Source organism: Nitritalea sp., assembly GCF_054166705.1.
In genome coordinates this window covers 35,602-57,556 of the sequence record NZ_JBSZCV010000002.1, presented here as the reverse complement: position 1 = coordinate 57,556, position 21,955 = coordinate 35,602, and the positions used below count along the sequence as shown (strand labels likewise).

Genomic DNA, 21,955 nt, shown 5'->3' with positions numbered 1-21,955 from the left:
TGGGAATATTCAGATCAACTTTAATGCAACGTTTCCTTCGCGTAGTTCGAGTTATGTGAAGGTTGCAGCAGGTTCTGATATTTTAAATAATCTAACTGCAGGTAGTTTAGTTGAAAATTTGTTGGGGGTTTTAGGGTTTCTTTTGAATGGCTCCCCGGTTCTTAGCTTTCAAGTAATCAATCCCTCGGGAACGAATGGACTGTACACTACCGGAAACAACCTTGGGGGTAATCCGAGTAATTTTAGAGTGCTACAAAGTGGCAATGGAGATTTTCACTTGGGTATTTCTCCAGAGTTTAATTACAATGGAGTTATTATCAACAATGATGTGATAGGCGCATTATTAGGCCTTGCTTGCGCCAGCCATAATTTCAGTGTATTTGAAGCTTACCGAATTGGGAATTTAGACCTTTCCTCTGTCGCGAATTTTACGTCATTCGATGGGGGTGGGCTTAACGTAATAGGCTCTACTCGGGTGAATAACATCAATCGAGCTATAGACGATAACTTGAATACTTTTTCCAGTTTCCCTAACAATCTCCTAAGCTTTAGTGTAGGTCAGTTTATCGAACAATCCTTCGAATGGGGGATGCCTGCTGCGGAAAATGATCTTCTGCGTATTACTTTTAGTAACTCGGGTGGTCTCCTTAATTTACAGCTTTTAAATTCACTCGAGTTGGTTACCTATTTTAATGGGGCAGAGACAAGCAGAAATTCTATCGGCAATTTAATCTCGGTGCGTCTGTTGGATCTAGGCGGTGATCGAGGACTTGTAGCAGCGAATTTAGGCGTTCCCTTCGATCGGGTGGCTGTGCGCGCCAGTAATGTACTGAACCTAGGACTTCTTAATGGAGACCTACGCATCCACGATGTCCGCCTGGATCGCGCCTTTATCTGGACAGGAGATGTGGATACAGACTGGTTTACGGACGGCAACTGGTCTACCGGCATAGTTCCTTTTTCGAATTCACGTATCATCATTCCGCAGCGACCGAACCAGCCCACCATCCCAGCTGATTCCAGCTTCACGCTTACGAGCGTCGGTGAGCTGATCATGGGGACGCCTGAAAACCCTAATGCCATTCTTACCGTGGAGGGAGGCTTTATTCTTGAGGGGGGGACGGTCAGCGTTACCCAAGATGCCGGCAGCTTCATCCGCATTGCCCCAGGGGCGAATTACCAAAACCTCAGCACGGAAAACCCAAACCTAGAGGTGCAGCAGCGCATTCAAGGCAACCGTGGCTGGCGGATGGTCGGCGTGCCCGTAACAGGTGCCAGCTATGCTGCCTTTACTGACAACATGGTGACACAGGGCTTTCCGGGCTCCACCTTCCCGTCCTTACAGCCCAATCTGCTCTGGTTCGATGAGACCGACATCGGGACCACGAACCAAGCCTGGCGGCAGCCGAGCCAGGCCAGCGCTATCGTTCCCGGTGGGCGGGGGCACTACCTCTTTGTCTTTGGCGGAGCCACCCGACCCGATGCGCCGAGCACCCCTTATCCGGATGCGCTGCCTCGCCTGATGGCCGTGCAGGGCCAAGAGCCCAACCTCAGCACACCCTTTTCTTTTCCTTCCCTGACCTTTACGCAGCGCGATACTCTGTTCGTGGGTACAGGGCCACCCGATAGTCTCGCCGTCGTGGAGGTCAACCTAGCCGATGAGGGATTTAATATGGTGGCTAATCCCACCGCCTCCGTGCTGGACTGGATGGGGCCTGGATGGACACGCACGAATTTAGATGGCAGCATTTACGTGTGGGATCCCACTTTAACCGGGGGTACGCCGGGAGTGGAGGGTGCTTTTCGGGTGACCAATGGCAGCACAGGGGACTTCGATGGGCGTTTGGCTCCCTTCCAAGGGTTTTGGGTGAAGGCAAATGCGGCCAACCCCAGTCTCTCTGTATCGAATGCAGCTAAAACGGCGGCTTCGGCTTCTTTTATCGCGCGTCAGGCCTTCCTCGGACCTGAGCGGAGCGATCCTGTCCTCGTCTTAGAAATCCGCGGTGCTGGCATGGAGGGAAGCACACGCCTGCAGTTCAGCCCCTATGGCTTGATCGGGGCTGATGTGTGGGATGCCTATCAGCTACAGCCGCTGGGGAGCTCTTGGCTGGTGCCCTACACGCGCAGCAGCAGCCGACATCTCTCCCCGCTGGCCATCAACCATTTGCCGCTGGCGGCACGGGAGGAGGGCATCAGCATTCCCCTGTACCTGGCCGCCGCCCGGGAGTTCCAAAGTTTCTCCGGGGATTTCACCTTCTCCTGGTCTTTAGAAGGGGACTGGCCAGAACACCTAGCCGTGCAACTGATGGATCATGCCCAGCGGCGAGCCGTAAATATGCGGCGCCAACAAAATTATGGGCTGCGCTACCGGGCGCCAGACCTCGTGCAGGCTGCGGCAGAACGGCAAGCGGGTGGAGCTTGGGCTGCCCTTCAGCTGCCCACGCGTCCTGCTATGCAAGCGTCTAATGCGCCGCAGGGGGCTGGACCTCAGGTGCGATTGTTGCGCGAGCGGGAAGTCCCTGTGGCGCCCTTTACCCTGCGCATCGGGCCTGTAGAAGAGGGGGATGCGGGCTATCAGCCGCGAGATTTTACGCTATTTGCGCCTTTTCCGAACCCCTTTAGCGATCGCTTAACGGTCCGCTTTTTCCAGGAGGAAGCGGGCGCGGTGGCGCTGGAGCTATTCGGGCCTGCCGGCCAAAAGCTGGTGGCCTGGGAAGAGGATTTTGCCGCAGGCATGCACCGTCTCGAGCTTCCGGCCGAGCAGTGGGGTGCGGGCATGTATGTGCTGCGGATTCGCAGCGGACGTCACATCGAAACGAAGAAATTATGGAAAAAGTAGTGCGGAAATATCGCTTAGCGCTGCTAGGATTTTTAGCCTGGCTATCTGTCAGCGCCGTGCAGGGGCAGCAGGGGGGCGGACGCTTTCGGGCCGAGATCCGCGCTACCGCCACCGTGGTGGATAATATCGAGCTGCTGACCATTCGGGATCTGTACATCAGTCAGCCGCCACTGGGGGATTCCGTGGTACTGATTTCGCCCATTCGGAGTGAGCAGGCCGCCTTAATGCTGGCTACGGGCCTCCCGGATGCGCAAATTCGCATTACCTATATCCTCGATGAGCGACTGGAGGAGCGCGAGGAGCGGATCGGCGAGATAGGGATAACTTACTTGCTCTCCTTCGCCGAGGAGGATACGCAGCCCCAAAGCCTGCAGCTGGACGTGGGAGAGGCGATCTTGCGGCTCAGCCCGAAAGGAGAGCTGTATTTTTGGTTAGGGGCTTCTATGGACCTGCGGCGCGCTGTGCCGGGCGTCTATGCGTCTGAATTTATCATGGAAATCGAATATATCTGATGCGTAAGAGAGGTATGGGACTTTTACTGGCAGTACTGTGGGTGGGACTTACAGCCTCTGCCCAACGTATTAACTTCGGGGCCTTTACCACTTCCGACGAGATTCAGCTTATGCCGGGCACGCTTCCAGAGCTGCTGTTTGAGCGAGACGTGGATGGTGCCGTCCTGGTGCGTGGCAGTGGCCGTACAGCAGTTTTACGCCTGAATAATCCACTGGTTACGCCGCTGGTGATAGAAGTGCCAAGTGAGTTTGATGTCACCGTTTTGATAGATGCTCCCTCAGAACTTGTGTTGGGAACAGATGCCTTGCCCTTTCGTTTGCGTGTGGCTTACAATAATCAGGGCGTTCCGAATGGAGAGGTCGAGTTAGCCCGAACGGGTGCACAGGAGCTTCCGCCGGGAACGCAGGTCTTCACCCTTCCTGCCCGTCGTCGTACCTCTGGCGCTCCGGGTCCTCCGCCGACGCCTCTTCATGGCGGCTTTACGCGACCGAAGACCTTCATTCATTTCTTTTTCTATGGGGAGGTAGGCCCTGTGGGCAATGTCCCCGCAGGAACCTACACCGGAGACATAGTGGTGACCTTTACCTTAGATAGCACACCATGAAAAAAGCCTTGTTTTGTTTCTTCTTGTTAGGGGTATGCTGGCGGCCTTTTGCTACACAGGCACAGTGGGTAAATGTGGAAATTGAACTGCCCGCCTCTTTATTGCTGCAGTACAGTCCGGAGCTCTCCGGCAACCCTGCCATCGCGGCAGGGGAGTATGTCTGGTATCGGGTGCTGGCCCAGGAGAATATCGATGTTTTACTGCTGGTGGAGTTTTTAGAAGAGTTGGAAGCGGCTGGCTTTAGGCATCCTGTGCGCTTCTTGCCATCCGGCTCTTTCGATACCGCTGAGGCCCAGGTTCTCGGTGCCGGTCCGCAGCTTTTACGCTTGGACGCGGACCCACTTTTACTCCGCGATCGCCTGCCGGAACGCTACTCTTTTTTTGCATTTATTGGACTTCCTTATGGCCGTGCGGCGCGTGTGCTTATCGAAATTCCCTGATTTTTTTGGATGTATGGAAGTTTTGTCATTTGAGTGGTTTGGAGGATTTTCATGCCAATTTTTTAGGGGTTGATTTTGGTAAATTAAATATTTGATTAATTCTATTTCTATTATGTTTTTCGGTAACAAAAATCGCCTTAATTCTGACAAAAAAAGGTTATATGATTACATTTTTTCACTAAATGGAGATTAGTTGAATAGAGGGGGTAACGAAATAGAGGCGTATCCAGTATATTGCAGAGTAATTAAAATGAACCATATGAAAACGATCTTTACTTTCGGGATTCTTGTTGTAGCAACATGTTTCCTATCCTTTGGCGCCATGGCGCAGACTGCCCTTACGGGAACTATCAATGCGGAAGCGCGGGTACTCGATGATTTATTAGTTGGAGGCGGAGATAGCCGGGATTTGTTATTTGGAGCTATGCTTGCGGACCAAATAAAATCCGTTACGCCGGCAGGTGTTCCTACAGTAAATGGTGGATCACTGTTTACAGCTAACGTACAGTCAGGAGCTTTCATGGTGCAAGCTACTGCAGGGTCTTCAGTAGAGCTGACCTTTACCTTACCCGCGGTATTAGACGGTCCTGGAGGTGCTACCTTACCTATCAATTTTGCTACTAATGCAGCTGGTGACCCGGTAGATTTCGCGGCTATAGCAGTGGGCGACAACCTACAGACCGCTATAGGGGGAGCTCTTACGGCATTCAGTCCCGTAAATGCCTTTACGCATACTGTGGGTACCAATGCACTTACAGGCTTTTCTAACGGTTTCTTCGTGCTGATCGGTGGCACGGTAAGCGCAGCCGCCGCACAGGCGACAGGTACCTATACAGGCGTAATAACGCTCGAGGCGGCTTACAATTAATTTTTCTTAAATGCTTGTAAGCAAACTTCTTATTCGCGCATGCTTTCTAGTTGGATTTGTGCTTTGCAGCCATTTCCCGCTAGTGGCTCAAGTCTCCATAGCACCGACTTCTGTTTTTTTAGATCAGAGTGGTGTGGGAAGCTTGTTCCTTTCGAATACGGCAGATGAGCCGATGGAAGTAACCGTTTCCTTTCAGTTCGGGTATCCGTACTACGATGAAAATGGGGAGATGCGCATGCGCTACGAAGAGGCTACTGATCAAGTCTTGGCATTGGATAACAATGTGCGGGCATTTCCCCGCGCATTGGTTCTCCCTCCTCGTCAACAGCAAACGGTGCGCGTGATGGCAAGGCCCCCCGCCAGTGCGGGTGATGGACTTTACTTCACACGCGTAAAGGTGTCCTCCGTTCCTCAAGCTGCTGAAGTAGGTGAACAAGCTGCCGATGAAATCGTCACGCAACTATCCTTTCGTTTCGATCAAGTGATTCCTGTATTTTACAAACGTGGAAATCCTGAAATAAAGCTCTCTTTCGAAAATGAAGCCGTAGAATTGGATGTAGCAGCGCGCAACTTGAAACTCCGCCAGTCCTTTCAAGTGGAAGGCCCCGCTCCGTTTTTGGGTTCCATGCGGGTACAGTTGCGCGATGCATCTGACGCACTCCTTCATGAGTTTGCATCCACCCAGGCGCTTTATTTTTCAGGTACTCGAAATGTGAATATTCCACTTCCGGAATCTCTGACGCTAAATTCGGCAGGCGACTACCGTGTCGTGGTGCAGCTAGAATCGCAGCGTTCGGATATGGAGCGAAAGCAAATCGTGCAGCTGGCACAGCCGCTCGTATTCGAGCATCCCGTGCAGCTGCGTTAAGCTTAATTCCTCGCGAATTTTCTCCTCTTTCTTCAGAAGACGTCCTTGTATTTAGTCAATAAATACTGCAATAGTAATATTTATTACGTAAATAAGTCCAAAAAGTGTTTTTTTGGACTCGTCTTGTTTGTACTCCTCACTACTTCTTTCTTGTTTTTTATCCCTTTGACGCAAGCCCAGCGGATCCAAGGGAACACCTATGAGGAAACGCTGCTGGTATTCACCTATCCTGGCGTGGGGAGCTATTACATTTCAGCTCAGTTTAAAGGGGATCGGGTACTTTTACCTGTAGGAGAGTTATTTAATGTGCTGGGCTTCTTTTATGAGCGTATGCCGGAAGGTTTCGGTATTCAAGGGGGATTCGAGCAGTGGGAGCCTACCTGGCGAATAGATCCTGTCGGACAGACGATCTGGGTGGAGGGCCAAACCTTTCGCCTGGAGGCAGAAGAGGTTTTTTTAGGCGAAACGGACTTTTACTTGAACCCAGCGCGCTTCGAGCAACATTTTGGGTTGGTATTCACAGTAAACCCGCTCAACTTACAGCTCTCTCTGAATGCGCAGCGGGCACTTCCTGTGCTGCAAAAGCGGAAACGCGATGCGGAGCGGGACCGCAGGCTCGGGCAGCTGGGGCAGCGGCAAAAGGAAGACTATGTCCTTAGCCATCCGCTACGTCGCGACTTGTTTCGTGGCGGTATGGTAGATTATCAACTGGCCTCGACCATTAGTACGGAAGGTTTTTTGAACTTTGCGCGACTGGGGTTCGGGGCAGAGCTTTTAGGGGGCGATGTTCTTCTGGCCGCTTCCGGATTCCAAGGCGATCAGGGCATGCGTGGCTTTCTGCAGCAGGCACGCTGGCGCTATGTATTCGAAGGCGGCATGCGGCCAGATGACAATGTGGAGATCGCTACGGCCAGTCTGGGGGTCATTCCCACTACGGGCATCACAGCGGCACAGGTGCTTGGCGTGGCGGTATCCAACGATCCAGTTATTCCGCGGCTAAACTTTGGCACCTACCTCGTCGATGGCTTTACGGAGCCTGACTCGGAGGTGGAACTGTTCGTAAATGGCCAGCTCTTGGCCTTTGAGCGCGCCCAGGAGGACGGGTATTTTAAATTTGATATGCCGCTGACTTATGGTTCCGTGCGCGTACTACTGCGGTTTTTTACGCCACAAGGGGAGATCTTCACAGAGGAACGGCAAATCCAGATCCCATTTAATTTTTTGCCGAAAGGCTTTCTTTCCTATAATGTACAGAGTGGCTTTCTTCAGGATCCGCAGTCGCTAACGTTTACGGATCGGCTTGGGTTTAGCTCGGTGCTGGCTTATGGCGTACGAGATCACCTAACCTTTCGCGTGGGAACGGAGGCCAACTTGGATACTTTGGGCCAACAGATGAACCCCTACGCTGGATTTTCGGCGCGTATTTACGATCAGTATTTATTGAATGTGGACGTGCAGCCTGGCCGCCTGTATCAGGCCGCTGCATCTGTCTTTTATCCTTCGAATGCGAGTGTCAACTTACAGTTCACCGAATACGATGGAGCTTCTATGTTTAATCCAGGCGGGCTCCTCCGGGAAGCCAATGCGAACACGTTTTATCCTTTTTTAATCGGTAAGCAGCAGTCGGGTATTCGGCTGGGTGCCAATCGCTTCTGGCGACCGATGGGGGATCATGTGACGGGGATTAATGCCGACTTTAACAGCCGTGTGGGACGGGTTATCGGACGTATAGGCTATCGGGGAATCGGGCTGGGTGTGGAGACTGGTGGCCGGGTAGCGCGGCACTTGATTAACTCCTCGCTCACGTATACGCTGCCGCGCCTTCCAGGCTTTCCCGTTTTTGTACGCGGCATGTTTCTCCGAGGGCAAATTATCTACAGCGCAGACGAAAGGGTACCCCTGAATTTAAGCGCCTCACTGTCGCAGACACTCTTCAAGCGGGGACGGCTAAATCTGAATTATGACCGGCAGGTTGCTTCGGGTTCCAACCTCTGGCAGGTGAGCTTTTTCTATGATTTTACGCCCCTGCGGTTTATCAACCAAAGTACTGTGCGGGGTAAGCAGGTGTCCACTTCTACGAGCGTATTCGGATCGGTGGCCTATGATCCGAGCAATCGGCAGCCTTATTTTACCAACCGAGAACAAATCGGCCTTTCGGGTGCAGCTTTCCGCATGTTCATCGATGAAAATGATAACGGCGTCTACGATGAAGGGGAAGAGGTAGTGCCTGCTAAAGGCGTCCGGTTGAATCTATCGGCCAATGCAGCCTTAGGGAAGGATGGAATCTTACGCGTCACGCAGCTGCAAAGCTACTGGAAGTATCAGGTGACGCTGGATCAAAAGTTCTTCGCCGATCCGACGCTCGCAGCCCAGCAGGATGGATTCGCCTTTATCGCGCCACCGAACCATATACAGCTGATCGATATTCCCCTCTACCGAACAGGAGTCATCGAAGGCGTGTTGCTAAATGAGGAAGGAGGGGAAATGAAGCCGAAAGGAGGGATGCGACTTCGCGTAGAGCGTGCGCTCATGGATGAAGAAGATGGGCTGCGCTGGGAGTTGACCGAAACGCTGAAAACTTTCTCGGATGGCTCTTTTTATACCTACAACCTGCGTCCTGGCACCTATCGCTTACGACCTGACGAGCAGCAGCTCGCGTATATGATGCGTGTTTTCGATGAGGCCAACTCGAATGCAGTTTTTACGATTCGGGCCTTAGCGGATGGCGATTTCGTAGAAGGGCTGCGTGTGGAGCTGGCGCCTAGCGATAAGGAGGAAGAATCCCGCTATCCCCATGAGCTGCGCCAGCGTGTGCATCGCCTTACGGAAGAAGCCGAAGCGGCCTATGCGCGTAAGGATTTTGAAAACGCCTGGAACCTAGCGCGCGAGGCGCATCTCTTGATCCCAAGCGCTGAGCGTGAGGCTCTGATGAATAAGAGCAAAGCTAAATTCTAATACGGAAGCCGTAGGCAGGAAAAAAAAATCCCCGCTAGAAACTAGCGGGGAAAAGTCTTCACGTGCAAGCCGTGTGGTTAAAAGATGTTTTGGCTGGTTGTAGTGCCGGGACTTACGTATAAAGACTTCGTATCGGGTAACGTCATATATAGGACAGAAGTTCTTAGTAGATGGTGGAGGGAATCCTATTTCATGAAAATAGGATTCCCCGGTTTACAAGAATCAATTCATGTGTTAAGCTTTCCCGCGTAGCATCATGTTCCAGTACATGAAGGGAAGGCCGTATTTTTTAAGCAGCCACATGCTATACTGCTCTTTCGTCGTGTCGACAAATTTCGAGATAAGGGGATCAGAGTCCCGCACATTATCGTATTTAAACTCAGCTAATACCATCTTGCTATAGCCGGTTACCAGTGGACAGGAGGAGTAGCCCTCATAGCTGGCAGTACCCATTTTTTCCGTTTGGATAAGCTGTAGGAGGTTTTCCACCACCACCGGCGCCTGTTTCCGGATGGCGGCCCCTGTTTTTGCCGTAGGCAAAGCGGCCACATCCCCCAGCGAGAAGATGTTCGCATAGCGGGCATGCTGCAGGGTATTGATATTTACATCGATCCACCCCTTGCTCGGACCTTCTTGTGCGGACACGGAAGACTGGCGCACAAAGTCCGGTGCCTGCTGGGGCGGTGCCAGGTGAAGCATGTCGAAAGAAAGCTTGATCTCGGAGTCGCCGATGATGTTTTCTCCGATGCGGTTATCTTCTGTCAGCACACAGTTGTTATCCCCCGGCTGCGCATAGCGGAAATAAATCTCTCGATTAGGGCCGTCGATTTTCGTCGGGGCGTAGAAGGTTTTCAGGATGATGTCGCGCTCCAGAATGATTTTATTTAGGGTGCGGGCAAAGTCCTTTACGCCGAAGATCACCGAGCCCGGTGTGGCGAAGACAACATTCGTTTTTTCCCTTATGCCTGCCTTACGGAAATGTTCTTCTGCGAGGTACATGATTTTTTGGGGGGCACCACCACACTTAATGGGCGTAGTGGGCTGTGTGAAGACAGCATTTCCGCCTTTGAACTTGCGAATGACTTCCCAAGAATGCTCGGGGTCTGTATAATTCGAGCACACCACATCCTTCCCGAGGGCCTCTGAAAGTCCTGGAAGGAGCTCAGGCGCCATGACCAAGCCTGGCGCTACTACGAGGTAATCATACGTGAGATCACCGGAAGCGGCGGTCGTGACAGTATTTTTTTCCGGGAGAATGTTCGTCGCTTTATCTTGTATCCACGTCACCCCTTTCGGGATATAAGCGGCAGTCTCTCGCTCAGTGGCTTTAAAGTCAAAGGCTCCAGCACCGACTAAAGTCCATGCAGGTTGATAATAGTGCTTAGACGAGGGCTCCAAGATCGCTATCTGGAGATTTTTGTCTTTTTGTTTGAGCTGTGCAGCTACCGTAATGCCGGCTGTGCCACCGCCGATGATGAGAATTTGTGCATGCTTCATGGTTTCTGGGTTATTTTATTGTACTTAATTTCCTAAATATCCCCGTTTTCCTTTGCTTTTCCTGTGACAAAGGTCACCTTCCGCTTTTTGTTTTGTGCAATCGTTCTAAATGTAGAGATATAAAAAAAAGGATAAGAAACTTGTTCTTATCCTTTTTATACTCTTTGGCCGCAGGCCAAAACTTTTTTCTAAACAGCTTCCAAGCATGTTTATACCGGATCTTCTACCGGCTCTTCTAGCTCGATATCAAAATCCAAAATAGGCTCTTCGATTTCCAGCAGCTCGGGAGCTTCATCCTCGGAAACCACGCCTCGCGCGATCAGTTCACCCATTAGATCTAGCTGTCTGCTAAGGTCAGCCTCTTCTTTATGGGCTTTCTGGAAGGCCTTCAGCAGCGCATCATCGTCGTAGCTGGCATAGCGCTCGGCACGTGCGGCTCTCAACATATTTTTCTTCTCTGTCAGTAGGGCTTCTTCCTGTTTGGCTAGGTCTGCTTTCCAGGCACTGATGTAATCCTCTGTCAGGACGGACTCATAGAAGGGGGTTTCATCTACGGGAATTTCCTCTTTCGACCCATCCTCATGGGTGACCACGAAGACTTCTTCATTATCCACCATGACATACTCATCGCCGGTTTCTACATCGACTATTTTGTTTCCTTCATACACAAAACGCTCTTCTACCGACATTTCTTTGCCGCAGGCGAAAAGCAGTAAAACAGATACTCCTACACTTAAAATGGTCGTTTTCATTGTTATAGTTTTTTAATAGACTTTTTTATCTTCTTTTTCTGCCCAGGCGCGGAAGGCTTCTCCTGCCTGCGGCAAAGCTAAACGCTTAAATGGGATTTTTCGACTTACATGAGGTTTATCCAGCTCCTCATAGATAAACTGATCGTCGAACCCGATGGCTGCTGCATCTGCTTTCGTATTCGCATAGTACACCGCTTCGGGTCGTGCCCAGTAAATGGCGCCCAGACACATCGGACAGGGCTCGCAGGAGGTGTACAGCGTACAACCTTCCAGCTGGAAGCTTTGGAGATGTTTACAGGCGGCACGAATAGCCACTACCTCTGCATGGGCCGTCGGATCCAGCTGGTCTAGGACCGAGTTTGATCCTTCTCCGATGATTTCGCCGTCTTTCACGATAACACAACCGAAGGGCCCTCCTTTACCAGCTTCCATGCCGGTTTTCGATAAAGCGATCGCCTTCTCCAAGAAGTACGCGTGTGACTGTTCCATGTGTGAAGCAGAATTTCGTGATAAAAAGGGTTTAAAACCTGTAGTTTAGGTTACAAAATTTCTATACCACTAATACGGGAAAAGTATCCTTTTTGTTCGATTAGCCCATCCACTTTGTCAGGAAATCCATAAATGCTTCTTTGTAGAGGTCTGACACAGGCAGGCGATGCTCGCCCACATGCACGGTGTTTTTCGACACGGCATCTATGTGGTCTAAGTTTAATATCGTGGAGCGATGGATCCGCATAAAGTTGTCCTGGCAGAGTAAATCCTCCATGTTTTTCATACTGGTTAATGACAGGATCGGGGCGGATTTTTCTTTTAGATGTACCTTTACATAGTCTTTATAGGCCTCGATATGGGTGATGGCGGACTTGTTGACCTTAATGACCTGGTACTCTACCTTTAAAAAGATATAATCTGGGGAAGAAGGAACTGCAGCGGCACCTTTGGCCTGCGCAGCGGGCACCTCTCGCTCCTCGAAATACTGGTACACCTTACCTGCTGCCCGATGAAATTCCTCGTAACTGAAGGGCTTCAGCAAGTAGTCGATGGCTTCTACTTTATAGCCTTCCACCGCGAATTCATTATACGCTGTGGTGAAGATGATTTTGGGCTTTTGGCCAGCAGGCTTCGCATCCAGCAGGCGGGCCAGTTCCATGCCACTCAGTTCGGGCATCTGAATATCTAAAAAGACCAAGTCCACAGCCTCCTGATTGAGGAAGGTGAGGGCCTCCACCGCATTCGAAAAGGTCTTTTTCAGACGTAAAAAGTTGGTCTGACGAACGAAGCTTTCGAGCAGGCCGATGGCTAAAGGTTCGTCGTCGATAATCAGGCACGTAATGGTCATGAGAGTTTCAAGCTTAGGGTGGCGATAAAGGTATTGGTCTCCTCGCGCGCTTCTTGGGTCAACTTGTACCGGTCGGGGTACAGGAGCTCCAGGCGTCGGCGGGTGTTGGCGATGCCGATGCCACTGGCCTTCCCCTCGGGGGTGTCTTTGTTGGCTGTGAAAATCTGGTTTTGGGTGCGCAAGGTCAGGGACTGATCGGTGAGTGCTAAGCTGATATGGATGGTGCAGGGCTCCTTCGTGGAGATGCCATGTTTAAAGCAGTTTTCTACCAGCGGGAGCAGCAGCATCGGAGCGATAGTCGCATGGCGATCCAGCGGTGCGATGTCCATCTCCACACTGACGCTGTCGGTAAGTCGCAGCTGCATAAGCTCGATATAATCATGGAGAAAGTCGATCTCTTTTTGCAGGGGCGTTAGGTCTTTTTGGGTTTCGTAGAGCACATAGCGCATCATGCGGCTGAGCTTGAGCAGTGCCTGCTTGGCCCGATCTACCTCTATGTTGGTCAGGGCATATATATTGTTTAGGGTGTTGAAGAAAAAGTGTGGATTGATCTGGGCTTTTAGGTAGCTCAACTCTGAGTTCACGCGTTCCCGTTCCATGGCCCGACGCTGGCGCTCATCACTTTGCCACTTTTGGACAGCGGCTACGGCGGTGCTGGTGCCTACGGCCAAAAAGAAGATCCATAGGTTATTTAGAAAATAAAATAGGTTTCTGGGCTTCGGCGTGTAGGGTACATCGGGGCGAAAGGCCTGATGCATCTGCCGCTGCATGTCCACCCAGTCATCGTAGATGAGCAGCAGGCCCAAGTAGCCAGCTCCTGCCAGTAGGATGATCAGTAAAAAAAGGTAGTTGTGCTTGCTAAACAGCAGCTTGGGTACCAGGTACAGCATATTAAAATAGAAGGCCAGCACCAGGAGCACGAGGATAAAGGCCTGCTTGCCCCAGAAGGCATCGGGTAGGTCCACTTTCCAGGAGAGTGGTGTCACCAAGAAGAGCACAAAACCAAAGGACGCCCATCCCAGCACATGGATGAGCAGGCTGACCAGGCGGCTTTTTTGGGTGGGAATGGATAGGGAGCTTTCCATAGTTGTGTTTTCGTAAGGGGGGCGCTGGCGCAAAGCAATTTGCTTTGGCCCTTGGGCCCGAATCCTCATTTAGAGCGAAAACAAATAAACTACTTTCCTACGGTAAAACCATAAAATATCGCTGAGCAGGCCTTTTCTGTCGGCAGAATGGGCCATTTTTCACGTTAAACGTCATTTTCGCCGGCCAGCAGATTTAGTCTGCAAAAAGGGGGGATTCGTCGGCTAAAAAGGGCGAACAGTCTACTTGATTTTTTTAAGCGCAACTTATCCCGCAGCTTTGTGTTAATGCTTCGAGACGAAAATTACTTCCTATGAATCAAAGACCCAACTATCATTCGTTTATAAAGATTTTCTTTTACTTTTTTATGGTAACCTTTTGCCTGCCTGCGGGATTATTTGCCCAGGGGGCAGGTCAGCAGAGCAGTGCAGCTTCTCGGGCCAGCTATACCATTTCCGGGATCATTACCGAGGGGGGCTCTGGAGAAGGTGTTCCTTATGCTTCGGCGGCACTTATCCGCAAGGAAGACGGACAGTCGATCGCGGGGGCTGTGGCTGATCTGGATGGTAAATTTATCATCAGCGGGGTACGTGCTGGGGCGTATACGGTACAAGTAAGCCTGCTGGGCTATGAGACCTTTAACTCTGGGGAAATTTTAGTGGGGCCGGATAATCCAGAGGTAAATCTCGGGGTGCTCGCCCTACAGGAGGATGCTGTGAAACTGGATGAAGTCGTGGTGCAGGGGCAGCGTAACCTGATCGAAGAGCGCGTGGACCGCACCATTTTTAATGCAGAAAACGATAAAACTACAGTCGGAGGGGATGCGACCGATGTGCTGCGTCGTGTGCCGATGCTGTCTGTGGATCTCGACGGAAATGTTTCCATGCGAGGAAGTGGAAATATCCTCGTTTTGATTAATGGCCGTCAGTCGGCTATCGTCGCGACGAATATCGCTGAGGCGCTGAAACAGATTCCGGCAGAAGAAATAAAAACGGTGGAGGTGATTACCTCGCCTTCGGCCAAATATGACGCCGAGGGTACCGGCGGGGTGATTAACATTATCACCAAGAAAAATAATTTGCAGGGGGCCTCTTTAAATGTAAACTCCAGCGCAGGACTTCGGGGCTCTAATTTAGGGGTAAATGCCAGCTTAAAGCGAGGCAAGATGAGCTGGACCTTGGGGGGCTTCGGGCGCGCCGGCTATAACATTCTCGGAAGCTTCGAGAATACGCAGCAGCTGCGCGATGCAGAGGGAAATGAGACCGCCACCATCCAGCAGCAAGCAGACACGCGCAACAGCCGACTTTTCGGGAGGTATAATTTGGGATGGGATTATGACATCGACAAGTACAACTTTATGACGGCCTCCATCAGTTTTGGGGTGCGGGATTTCCGTAGCTTCCAGGATGGCTTGCGCTCAGATACCTTTTTAGAGGATATGCTGCAAAACAGCATCGTTCAGGATGTGCGTACGGATAACTTGTCGAATAACATCGACTTGAATTATAATTACACGAAAACCTTCGAAAAACCGCAGAAGGAGTTCAGTATTTCCGGTCTTTATAGCCGAAATAACCGAACAAATGATTTCGTGCAGGCACTCTATAATGGTACACTCACAGATATCGTCAGCCGCGTGAAAAATGAAAACTCGGGTATCAATGAAGAATTTACCGTGCAGCTGGACTATGTGAGCCCGCTGGGCAAAAAGTCCGGTCAAATTTTAGAATATGGAGCGAAAAATATTTTGCGCCGTGTGACTTCGGACTTCCAGCGCTTCCGCTCGGTAGGTGAAGGTCCTTTCGAGCCTATCGAGGGCATCAACTTTAACAATGAGCTGCGCTACGACCAAAATGTGACGGCTGCTTATGCTTCCTACACGACGGCCTTTTTAACCAACTATACCTTAAAGGCTGGCTTGCGTTACGAGTACACAACGATCTCTGCGGACTTCCGAAATTCAGAATTAGAGGCAGATATCCCTTCTTACGGGACCTTCGTGCCTTCGGTGAACATTGGCCGTAGGCTAAAAAATGGCAACATGATTAAGGCCGCCTACAACCGCCGTATTCAGCGCCCTTCTCTAAACTTCCTTAACCCGAATATTGACGATGCGAATCCGCTGCAAATTTCTCAAGGGAACCCGCTTCTGGATCCGGAATTGACCGATAATTTTGAGTTGGGCTACAGCACCTTTATCAAGGGTAGCTCGCTGAATTTCTCTTCTTTCTACCGCAGCACGACGGGGTCTATACAGGCGGTGCGGACCACATTAGCCGATGATATCATTTTCACCACTTTTGAAAATATCGGAAACGAGCAGGCTGTAGGTCTGAGTATCTTTAGTAACATTCAACTGTCTGGAAAATTTAGCTTAAACGGAAGTGTGGAAGGATACTACGCCATGTTGGATAATGGCTTAGAAGATCCCTTATTCGCTGCTTCGAACACGGGCTGGGTTTTTAGCGGACGTCTTTTTGGAAATTATACCTTGCCGAAAGACTGGCAGATCCAGTTGTTTACCTTCGCTCGCGGCCGTCAGGTGCAGCTGCAGGGGACTGCCGGCGGCTTCGGAGTGTACGGTTTGAACTTGAACAAACAGTTTAATGAGCGCCGGGGAAGTATCGGCTTCGGTGCGGAGAACTTCTTTACCTCTGAGTTTATCATCCGTAATGAGCTACGCACCCCCACGATTATGCAGAATTCTACTGTCGGTCTGCGTAATATGAATTTTAAAGTCAACTTTTCCTACCGCATCGGGAAGCTGAGCACGGAGGGTCCATCGCGTCGTAAGCGCCGAGGGGTGACAAATGATGATTTAAAATCCGGAAGCAGCAGCAGTGAAGGTGCTGTGGGCGGTGGCGGCGAAGGCGGTCGATAAGTAGTATTTTTTTTTGATTATTTAGGTGATGAGAAAAGACCCCGACACTGTCGGGGTTTTTTTCGTTTTGATTTTTTTTTGCCCGAAGGGCAAAGTGCCGGAACCAAGCGGCAGGTTTATTGGCTTATAGGTGTATCTTTGTGTACACGTTTAGGTTTTTCCTTTCGGAAAATGAAAAGGGAATCCGGTGCGAATCCGGAGCTTTCCCCGAAACTGTAACTTCCGTCATGCTTTTATGCAGATGCCACTGTCCCGGGTTCGGGGTGGGAAGGCCATAAAAGTGGAAGGAGCCAGGAGACCTGCCTGTTCGTGCCACCCTAAAATCGGAGGAATTTGTCGGGGAGGATGCTTGTGCTTGCCAGCGGGTAAGTACGACTGTCGTCTCTGGCCTGAGGTCTCCTGTTTTGGGTTTTTCAGACTTAAATCCATACGGAATATGCCGAAGACAAAAGGGACGAAGCTCCCCCCGCGCACTGCTTTAAAGGAAGGCGAGCATTATTATTTTGAGGGACCATACATGGTTTTTACGGAAAAGTATCACCTGCTGCGCGGGTACTGTTGTACGAACGGCTGTCGCCACTGTCCCTACTCCAAATGAACCAAGCACAATCTTTAGAAGAGCGCAAAGCAGCGGCTCGTACGTCTATTTTCAAGGCGGTTTTTCCGAATACAACCAATCATTACGACACCCTTTTCGGCGGAAATGCGCTGCAGCTGATGGACGAGGTGGCCTTTATCGCGGCGACCCGTTTCTGTAGGAAAAAGGTGGTAACCGTTTCCACAGGTAAGATTGATTTCAATCATGCCATTCCCGCGGGTACCATCATCGAGCTGGTGGGAGAGGTGCTCCGCGTAGGGCGCACGAGCTTGGAAATCGAGGTCGGCATCTATGTGGAAGAAATGTATTCGGAAAGAAGGGAGCGAGCGATTCGAGGTAATTTCACCTTCGTGGCGGTGGATGAAGCGCGCAGGCCGATTTCTGTCTTGTAAGGATAGGATGGGGACAGTTTTTTCTTTATTTTTGCAACAAATTTGCATCTAATCAATATCAATAAATGAATTCCGCAACTTCTTTACCGCGCATCCCTGTCTATTTACTCACAGGATTTTTAGGTAGTGGCAAGACCACCTTTTTAAACACGCTTTTACAGCGCTGGGAGGACAAGCGGGTGGTGGTGATTGAAAATGAGTTTGGCAGCACCTCCATCGATGGTGCCTTAGTGAGTGCGGCTGTGAATCAGGTCTATGAGTTGGCGAACGGTTGTATCTGCTGCAGCCTGGATCATGAGTTAGTCGAAGTATTAGCTCAGCTTATCAAGCCGGAAAGTCGTCCGGACATCTTGGTCATAGAAGCTTCGGGGGTGGCGGATCCGGGAACTGTGGGCGCCATTTTCAAGCGGGAGGATGTTTTGCAGTACTTTCATTTAGAAAAGATTATCGCACTGGCGGATGCGGAGAATGTCGCGGATCGCCTGGAAGAAACCGTGGAGGCGGGGCGGCAGCTGGTGGCTGCTGATGGCATTATCATCAATAAGTGCGATGCTGTGCATCCGGATTATTTGGTGGAGGTACAGCGGCAGCTGGCGCGCATTAATCCGATCGCCTCCTTTACATTTGCCCGGTACGGGCAGGTTCCGGACACATTTTTAAGCCAGGAGGTTTCCCGTGAGCGCTTGTTGCAACAGCCGTTAGCGGAGGAGGAGGCCCATACGCCGGGTTTAAAAAGCATGGTTTTTGGGTTCCGAAAGCCTTTCGATCGGGATAAACTAAGTGCCGTGCTGAGCATGCGGCTTTTTGTGAGCTATGCGCAGCTGTATCGGGTGAAGGGCTTTGTGGACATTCAGGGGCAGGCCCATCGCTGGCTTTTGCAGTCTACGGGTAAGAAGTTGACCTTCGTCGATATGGGCCCTTGGCCGGAGACGCTTCCGCGTCAAAGTGCCCTGGTATTCATCGGCAAGGGTTTAGAACGCCTGGCGATGCAGCGTATGTTAGACCAAGCTTTAGCTGAGTAAATGATCAAGTATCTCATCATCATTCCTGTAAAAATCTATCAGTGGTTCATCTCTCCTGTTTTGGGCCCTAACTGTCGGCATAGTCCTACCTGTTCGCATTATATGTTGGGGGCGGTGGAGGAGTGGGGGCCTTTTCGTGGCACCTGGCTGGGCTTGAAGCGTATTGGGCGCTGCCATCCCTGGGGTACTTCGGGGCATGATCCCGTGCCTAAAAACCCGGCTAAAAAATAGTTGGCATTCATTTTTTAACAGGGGTTCTCAAAAATACGGGTTCAAATCTTAACCTGTTTTTAAGAAAATTACATCAAATCAGGGAATGCGGGTTAAATTTTAAACCAAAAAAAAGGAGTCTTTCGTAAAAGACTCCTGAGGTGGGTTTATTTGTAACTGACTTCAGCCATATAAACTTTGGTAAATGTTTTACTTCTGTCCTTTTTACGCTACCAAAATTTTCTAAACTTATACAAAATTGCTCAAACTACCTAATCTGCTTGTGGTTAATTGTAAAAAAAAATAAAGGGCCATATGCTTTTCAATCGTTTTCGAGTAGACGGGCCGTATGCTGTAGCTGGTAATGCTTCGGAGTTTGACCGAATTCCTGTTTAAAGGCACGGATGAAGTAGGTACTATTTTGGAAGCCGGACATGAAGCCCACCTCTTGAATTTGGTGTTGGCCGAGTTTCAGTAAGTTTTTGGCGAGCTTGAGGCGTTCTTTCAGGATAAATTCTTTGGGGCTAAGCCCCAGTTCCTGTTTAAAGCAGCGGGAGAAATGAGCGGTGCTCATGCAGGCTTTTTCGCTGAGTGCTTCCACGGTCAGTTTTTCGCGGATATTATCGCGAATATAGCTAAGGATAAAGGCGAGGCGATTTGAGCTGCTTTGGGTTTTATAGGTTTTCTCCAGCATATCGCGCGCTTGCGTTTGGGTCAGGCGGATGAGGAGTTCTTTCAGGGCAAGATTAGCGATGAGGTCTTTTTCTTTCGAGCGTTCTTTAACGCCGATCCGGATGAAGCGGTTGATAATTTCGCTGAGCTCTTGGTTGTTACTGAGGTGAAAGTACGATAGATCGAGCCCCCAGTCTTGGGTGATCATTTTTTCGGGGTAGCGCTCATTCAGCATATGGAAGGTATTTTCGATCATTTCCTTCGAGATCGACAGGGCGATGCACTGCGTGGGGCTATGGATGGCTGCTTCGGGGAAGTCGATTTTCATGACCTCGTTCGGTGGGACGATGACGGACTCTCCGGGGACGTAGTCGAATCCGGGCTTATCGAAAAGGTGCATCACTTTTTTACCTTTTAGCATGGTGGTAAGCACGAGATCTCCAAAGACCAAGTTGACCGCTTTCGCTTCTTTATAGGTCTCAAATATATTTAATTCACAGTCGTTTAAAGTGAAAGTGGTGCGGTTTTCTACGAGCGTTTTTAGGTCGCGCTCATTTCTCCAGGGGACGCCGGCGATGAATTCATGCTGCATAAGTTGGTATTTTGGGTAACTCTATAATCCAATAATTTTACTGTTTTTATTTCGAAAAATCAAGTTTTTTGCCGCTTATCTTATTGTGTTTTCGGGATTTAGCAGCGCTGTCTGCTGCAGAGGCGTTTTGGAGCAGGAAAGTGGCCTATGGAGCATGTCCTTTGGCCCGGTTAGGGCCTTCAAGAGATATAAAAAGGGTATATGTCAGATCAGGTGGATACAATGATCGATTTGGTGGATTTTTATCAATAAAGATGTGGGATATTTGATCTAAACCAAAATAACCAAAGAATCCATATGTCAACACAAACATTATCACAGACGGCGCCAGTGGAGCGTCCGGAAATCAAGGCGCGTTACGATCATTTTATAGGGGGTAAGTTTGTAGCTCCAGCGAGTGGGGAGTATTTTGATAATATTTCTCCTATAGATGGCAAGCCCTTTTCTCAGGCAGCGCGTGGCAACAAGGAAGACATCGATCGTGCGCTCGATGCGGCCCATGAGGCATTTAAAACCTGGTCGAAAACTTCTCCGACGGAGCGGAGCCGGGTGCTGAACAAAATCGCTGATGTTATGGAGGCGAATTTAGAGATGCTAGCACGTATCGAGACGATCGATAATGGCAAGGCTCTAAGGGAAACGCGGGCGGCAGATTTACCCTTATGTATCGATCATTTCCGCTATTTTGCAAGTGTAATTCGTGCGGATGAGAGCACGATATCGGAGCATGATGAGCATACGGTATCGATCGCGCTAAAGGAGCCACTCGGCGTGGTGGGGCAAATTATCCCATGGAACTTCCCGCTGCTTATGGCTACGTGGAAAATAGCGCCTGCGCTGGCGGCAGGCTGTACGACGGTCGTAAAACCTGCGGAGCAGACGCCGACGAGCATCATGGTGCTGATGGAGTTAATCGCAGATGTACTTCCTCCAGGGGTTATTAATGTAGTGACGGGTTTTGGGCCGGAGGCCGGAAAGCCATTAGCGAATTCTCCTCGTGTGGCGAAGGTTTCGTTTACGGGGGAGACGACTACTGGACGCTTGATCATGCAGTATGCTTCTGAGAACTTAGTTCCTGTAACCATGGAGCTGGGAGGTAAGTCGCCGAATATATTTATGAAGTCGATCGCTGATGAAGATGATGCCTTTTTCGATAAGTGTATCGAAGGTGCAGTAATGTTCGCCTTAAACCAGGGGGAAGTGTGTACCTGTCCTTCACGTATCCTCGTGCATGAAGATATCTACGATAAATTTATGGAGCGCGTGGTGGAGCGTACGAAGGCGATCAAAATGGGCCATCCTCTAGCGGAAGATACCATGATGGGTGCGCAGGCGTCTAATGATCAGTTCGAGAAGATCCTTTCCTACCTGGACATCGGAAAGCAGGAGGGTGCTGAGGTGCTCTGTGGTGGTGGTGCTATGCATCTAAATTCAGGTTTGGAAACAGGCTATTACATTCAGCCTACCATCTTTAAGGGCCATAATAAGATGCGGATTTTCCAAGAGGAAATTTTCGGTCCAGTAACTTCTGTCACTACCTTTAAGACAGTAGAGGAGGCGATTGAAATCGCAAACGATACCATGTATGGTTTAGGTGCGGGACTTTGGTCCAGAGATGCGCATGAACTGTATACCGTTCCGCGTGCGATTAAGGCAGGCCGTGTTTGGGTAAATAACTACCATGCCTATCCTGCTCATGCGCCGTTTGGTGGCTATAAAAAGTCCGGCTTTGGAAGAGAGAATCACCTGATGATGCTCGATCATTACAGAGCGACTAAAAATATGCTGATTTCTTACAGCAAGGATAAATTAGGCTTCTTCTAGGCCGTA

19 protein-coding genes and 1 riboswitch are annotated in these 21,955 nt (G+C 50.3%); of the genes, 13 read left to right on the top strand and 6 right to left on the bottom strand.

What is annotated here, in order from left to right; translation table 11 throughout:
* Positions 1 to 55 precede the first annotated feature (55 nt).
* From ACXIT9_RS00595 to ACXIT9_RS00565, 7 genes are all read left to right on the top strand, one after another.
* A complete protein-coding gene (locus ACXIT9_RS00595) occupies positions 56 to 2,839 on the top strand; it encodes a T9SS type A sorting domain-containing protein (protein ID WP_458054308.1) in 2,784 nt (927 codons plus the stop codon).
* Complete coding sequence (locus tag ACXIT9_RS00590) at positions 2,827 to 3,351, top strand: hypothetical protein (RefSeq protein WP_458054307.1); 525 nt, start codon at positions 2,827 to 2,829, stop codon at positions 3,349 to 3,351. Before ACXIT9_RS00595 ends, ACXIT9_RS00590 begins: the two co-directional genes overlap by 13 nt.
* Positions 3,351 to 3,956, top strand: coding sequence for a hypothetical protein (locus tag ACXIT9_RS00585; protein WP_458054306.1), 606 nt, complete (start codon positions 3,351 to 3,353; stop codon positions 3,954 to 3,956). Before ACXIT9_RS00590 ends, ACXIT9_RS00585 begins: the two co-directional genes overlap by 1 nt.
* On the top strand, positions 3,953 to 4,396 hold the full coding sequence (locus ACXIT9_RS00580) for a hypothetical protein (protein ID WP_458054305.1): 444 nt from the start codon (positions 3,953 to 3,955) through the stop codon (positions 4,394 to 4,396). The genes ACXIT9_RS00585 and ACXIT9_RS00580 overlap by 4 nt, the downstream gene beginning before the upstream one ends.
* 259 nt (positions 4,397 to 4,655) lie before the next feature.
* Positions 4,656 to 5,264, top strand: a complete 609-nt coding sequence (locus ACXIT9_RS00575) for a hypothetical protein (protein WP_458054304.1) — start codon at positions 4,656 to 4,658, stop codon at positions 5,262 to 5,264.
* A 10-nt stretch (positions 5,265 to 5,274) separates the two neighbouring features.
* On the top strand, positions 5,275 to 6,132 hold the full coding sequence (locus ACXIT9_RS00570) for a fimbrial biogenesis chaperone (RefSeq protein WP_458054303.1): 858 nt from the start codon (positions 5,275 to 5,277) through the stop codon (positions 6,130 to 6,132).
* Between the two features lie 165 nt (positions 6,133 to 6,297).
* Positions 6,298 to 9,087 carry a hypothetical protein gene (locus ACXIT9_RS00565; protein WP_458054302.1) on the top strand — a complete coding sequence of 930 codons (2,790 nt, stop codon included), beginning with the start codon at positions 6,298 to 6,300 and terminating at the stop codon, positions 9,085 to 9,087.
* 234 nt (positions 9,088 to 9,321) lie between these two features.
* Here the strand turns inward: ACXIT9_RS00565 and ACXIT9_RS00560 are convergent, their stop codons facing one another.
* The 5 genes from ACXIT9_RS00560 to ACXIT9_RS00540 all read right to left on the bottom strand — a co-directional run bounded on the left by ACXIT9_RS00560 (position 9,322) and on the right by ACXIT9_RS00540 (position 13,760).
* Complete coding sequence (locus tag ACXIT9_RS00560; protein WP_458054301.1) at positions 9,322 to 10,584, bottom strand: FAD-dependent oxidoreductase; 1,263 nt, start codon at positions 10,582 to 10,584, stop codon at positions 9,322 to 9,324.
* A gap of 209 nt (positions 10,585 to 10,793) precedes the next feature.
* Positions 10,794 to 11,336 carry a hypothetical protein gene (locus ACXIT9_RS00555; RefSeq protein ID WP_458054300.1) on the bottom strand — a complete coding sequence of 181 codons (543 nt, stop codon included), beginning with the start codon at positions 11,334 to 11,336 and terminating at the stop codon, positions 10,794 to 10,796.
* 12 nt (positions 11,337 to 11,348) lie between these two features.
* A complete protein-coding gene (locus tag ACXIT9_RS00550; protein WP_458054299.1) occupies positions 11,349 to 11,825 on the bottom strand; it encodes a nucleoside deaminase in 477 nt (158 codons plus the stop codon).
* A gap of 100 nt (positions 11,826 to 11,925) precedes the next feature.
* On the bottom strand, positions 11,926 to 12,675 hold the full coding sequence (locus tag ACXIT9_RS00545) for a LytR/AlgR family response regulator transcription factor (RefSeq protein ID WP_458054298.1): 750 nt from the start codon (positions 12,673 to 12,675) through the stop codon (positions 11,926 to 11,928).
* Positions 12,672 to 13,760, bottom strand: coding sequence for a sensor histidine kinase (locus tag ACXIT9_RS00540; RefSeq protein ID WP_458054297.1), 1,089 nt, complete (start codon positions 13,758 to 13,760; stop codon positions 12,672 to 12,674). Before ACXIT9_RS00540 ends, ACXIT9_RS00545 begins: the two co-directional genes overlap by 4 nt.
* Positions 13,761 to 14,071: 311 nt before the next feature.
* Here ACXIT9_RS00540 and ACXIT9_RS00535 point away from each other — a divergent pair, with 311 nt between their 5' ends.
* The 5 genes from ACXIT9_RS00535 to yidD all read left to right on the top strand — a co-directional run bounded on the left by ACXIT9_RS00535 (position 14,072) and on the right by yidD (position 18,882).
* Positions 14,072 to 16,639, top strand: coding sequence for a TonB-dependent receptor domain-containing protein (locus ACXIT9_RS00535; protein WP_458054296.1), 2,568 nt, complete (start codon positions 14,072 to 14,074; stop codon positions 16,637 to 16,639).
* A 135-nt stretch (positions 16,640 to 16,774) separates the two neighbouring features.
* A riboswitch (cobalamin riboswitch) is annotated at positions 16,775 to 16,960 on the top strand.
* Positions 16,961 to 17,075: 115 nt separating this feature from the next.
* Positions 17,076 to 17,237: a DUF5522 domain-containing protein gene (locus ACXIT9_RS00530; protein WP_458054295.1), complete on the top strand. Its 162-nt coding sequence runs from the start codon at positions 17,076 to 17,078 to the stop codon at positions 17,235 to 17,237.
* Positions 17,234 to 17,629: an acyl-CoA thioesterase gene (locus ACXIT9_RS00525; protein WP_458054294.1), complete on the top strand. Its 396-nt coding sequence runs from the start codon at positions 17,234 to 17,236 to the stop codon at positions 17,627 to 17,629. Before ACXIT9_RS00530 ends, ACXIT9_RS00525 begins: the two co-directional genes overlap by 4 nt.
* A 65-nt stretch (positions 17,630 to 17,694) precedes the next feature.
* On the top strand, positions 17,695 to 18,651 hold the full coding sequence (locus ACXIT9_RS00520) for a CobW family GTP-binding protein (protein WP_458054293.1): 957 nt from the start codon (positions 17,695 to 17,697) through the stop codon (positions 18,649 to 18,651).
* Positions 18,652 to 18,882, top strand: coding sequence for a membrane protein insertion efficiency factor YidD (gene yidD, locus ACXIT9_RS00515; protein WP_458054292.1), 231 nt, complete (start codon positions 18,652 to 18,654; stop codon positions 18,880 to 18,882).
* Between the two features lie 301 nt (positions 18,883 to 19,183).
* Here the strand turns inward: yidD and ACXIT9_RS00510 are convergent, their stop codons facing one another.
* A complete protein-coding gene (locus tag ACXIT9_RS00510) occupies positions 19,184 to 20,125 on the bottom strand; it encodes an AraC family transcriptional regulator (RefSeq protein ID WP_458054291.1) in 942 nt (313 codons plus the stop codon).
* 297 nt (positions 20,126 to 20,422) lie between these two features.
* Here ACXIT9_RS00510 and ACXIT9_RS00505 point away from each other — a divergent pair, with 297 nt between their 5' ends.
* The gene (locus ACXIT9_RS00505; protein ID WP_458054290.1) at positions 20,423 to 21,949 is read left to right on the top strand and encodes an aldehyde dehydrogenase family protein; all 1,527 of its coding nucleotides are present in this window, start codon (positions 20,423 to 20,425) and stop codon (positions 21,947 to 21,949) included.
* The last annotated feature ends 6 nt before the right edge of the window (positions 21,950 to 21,955 follow it).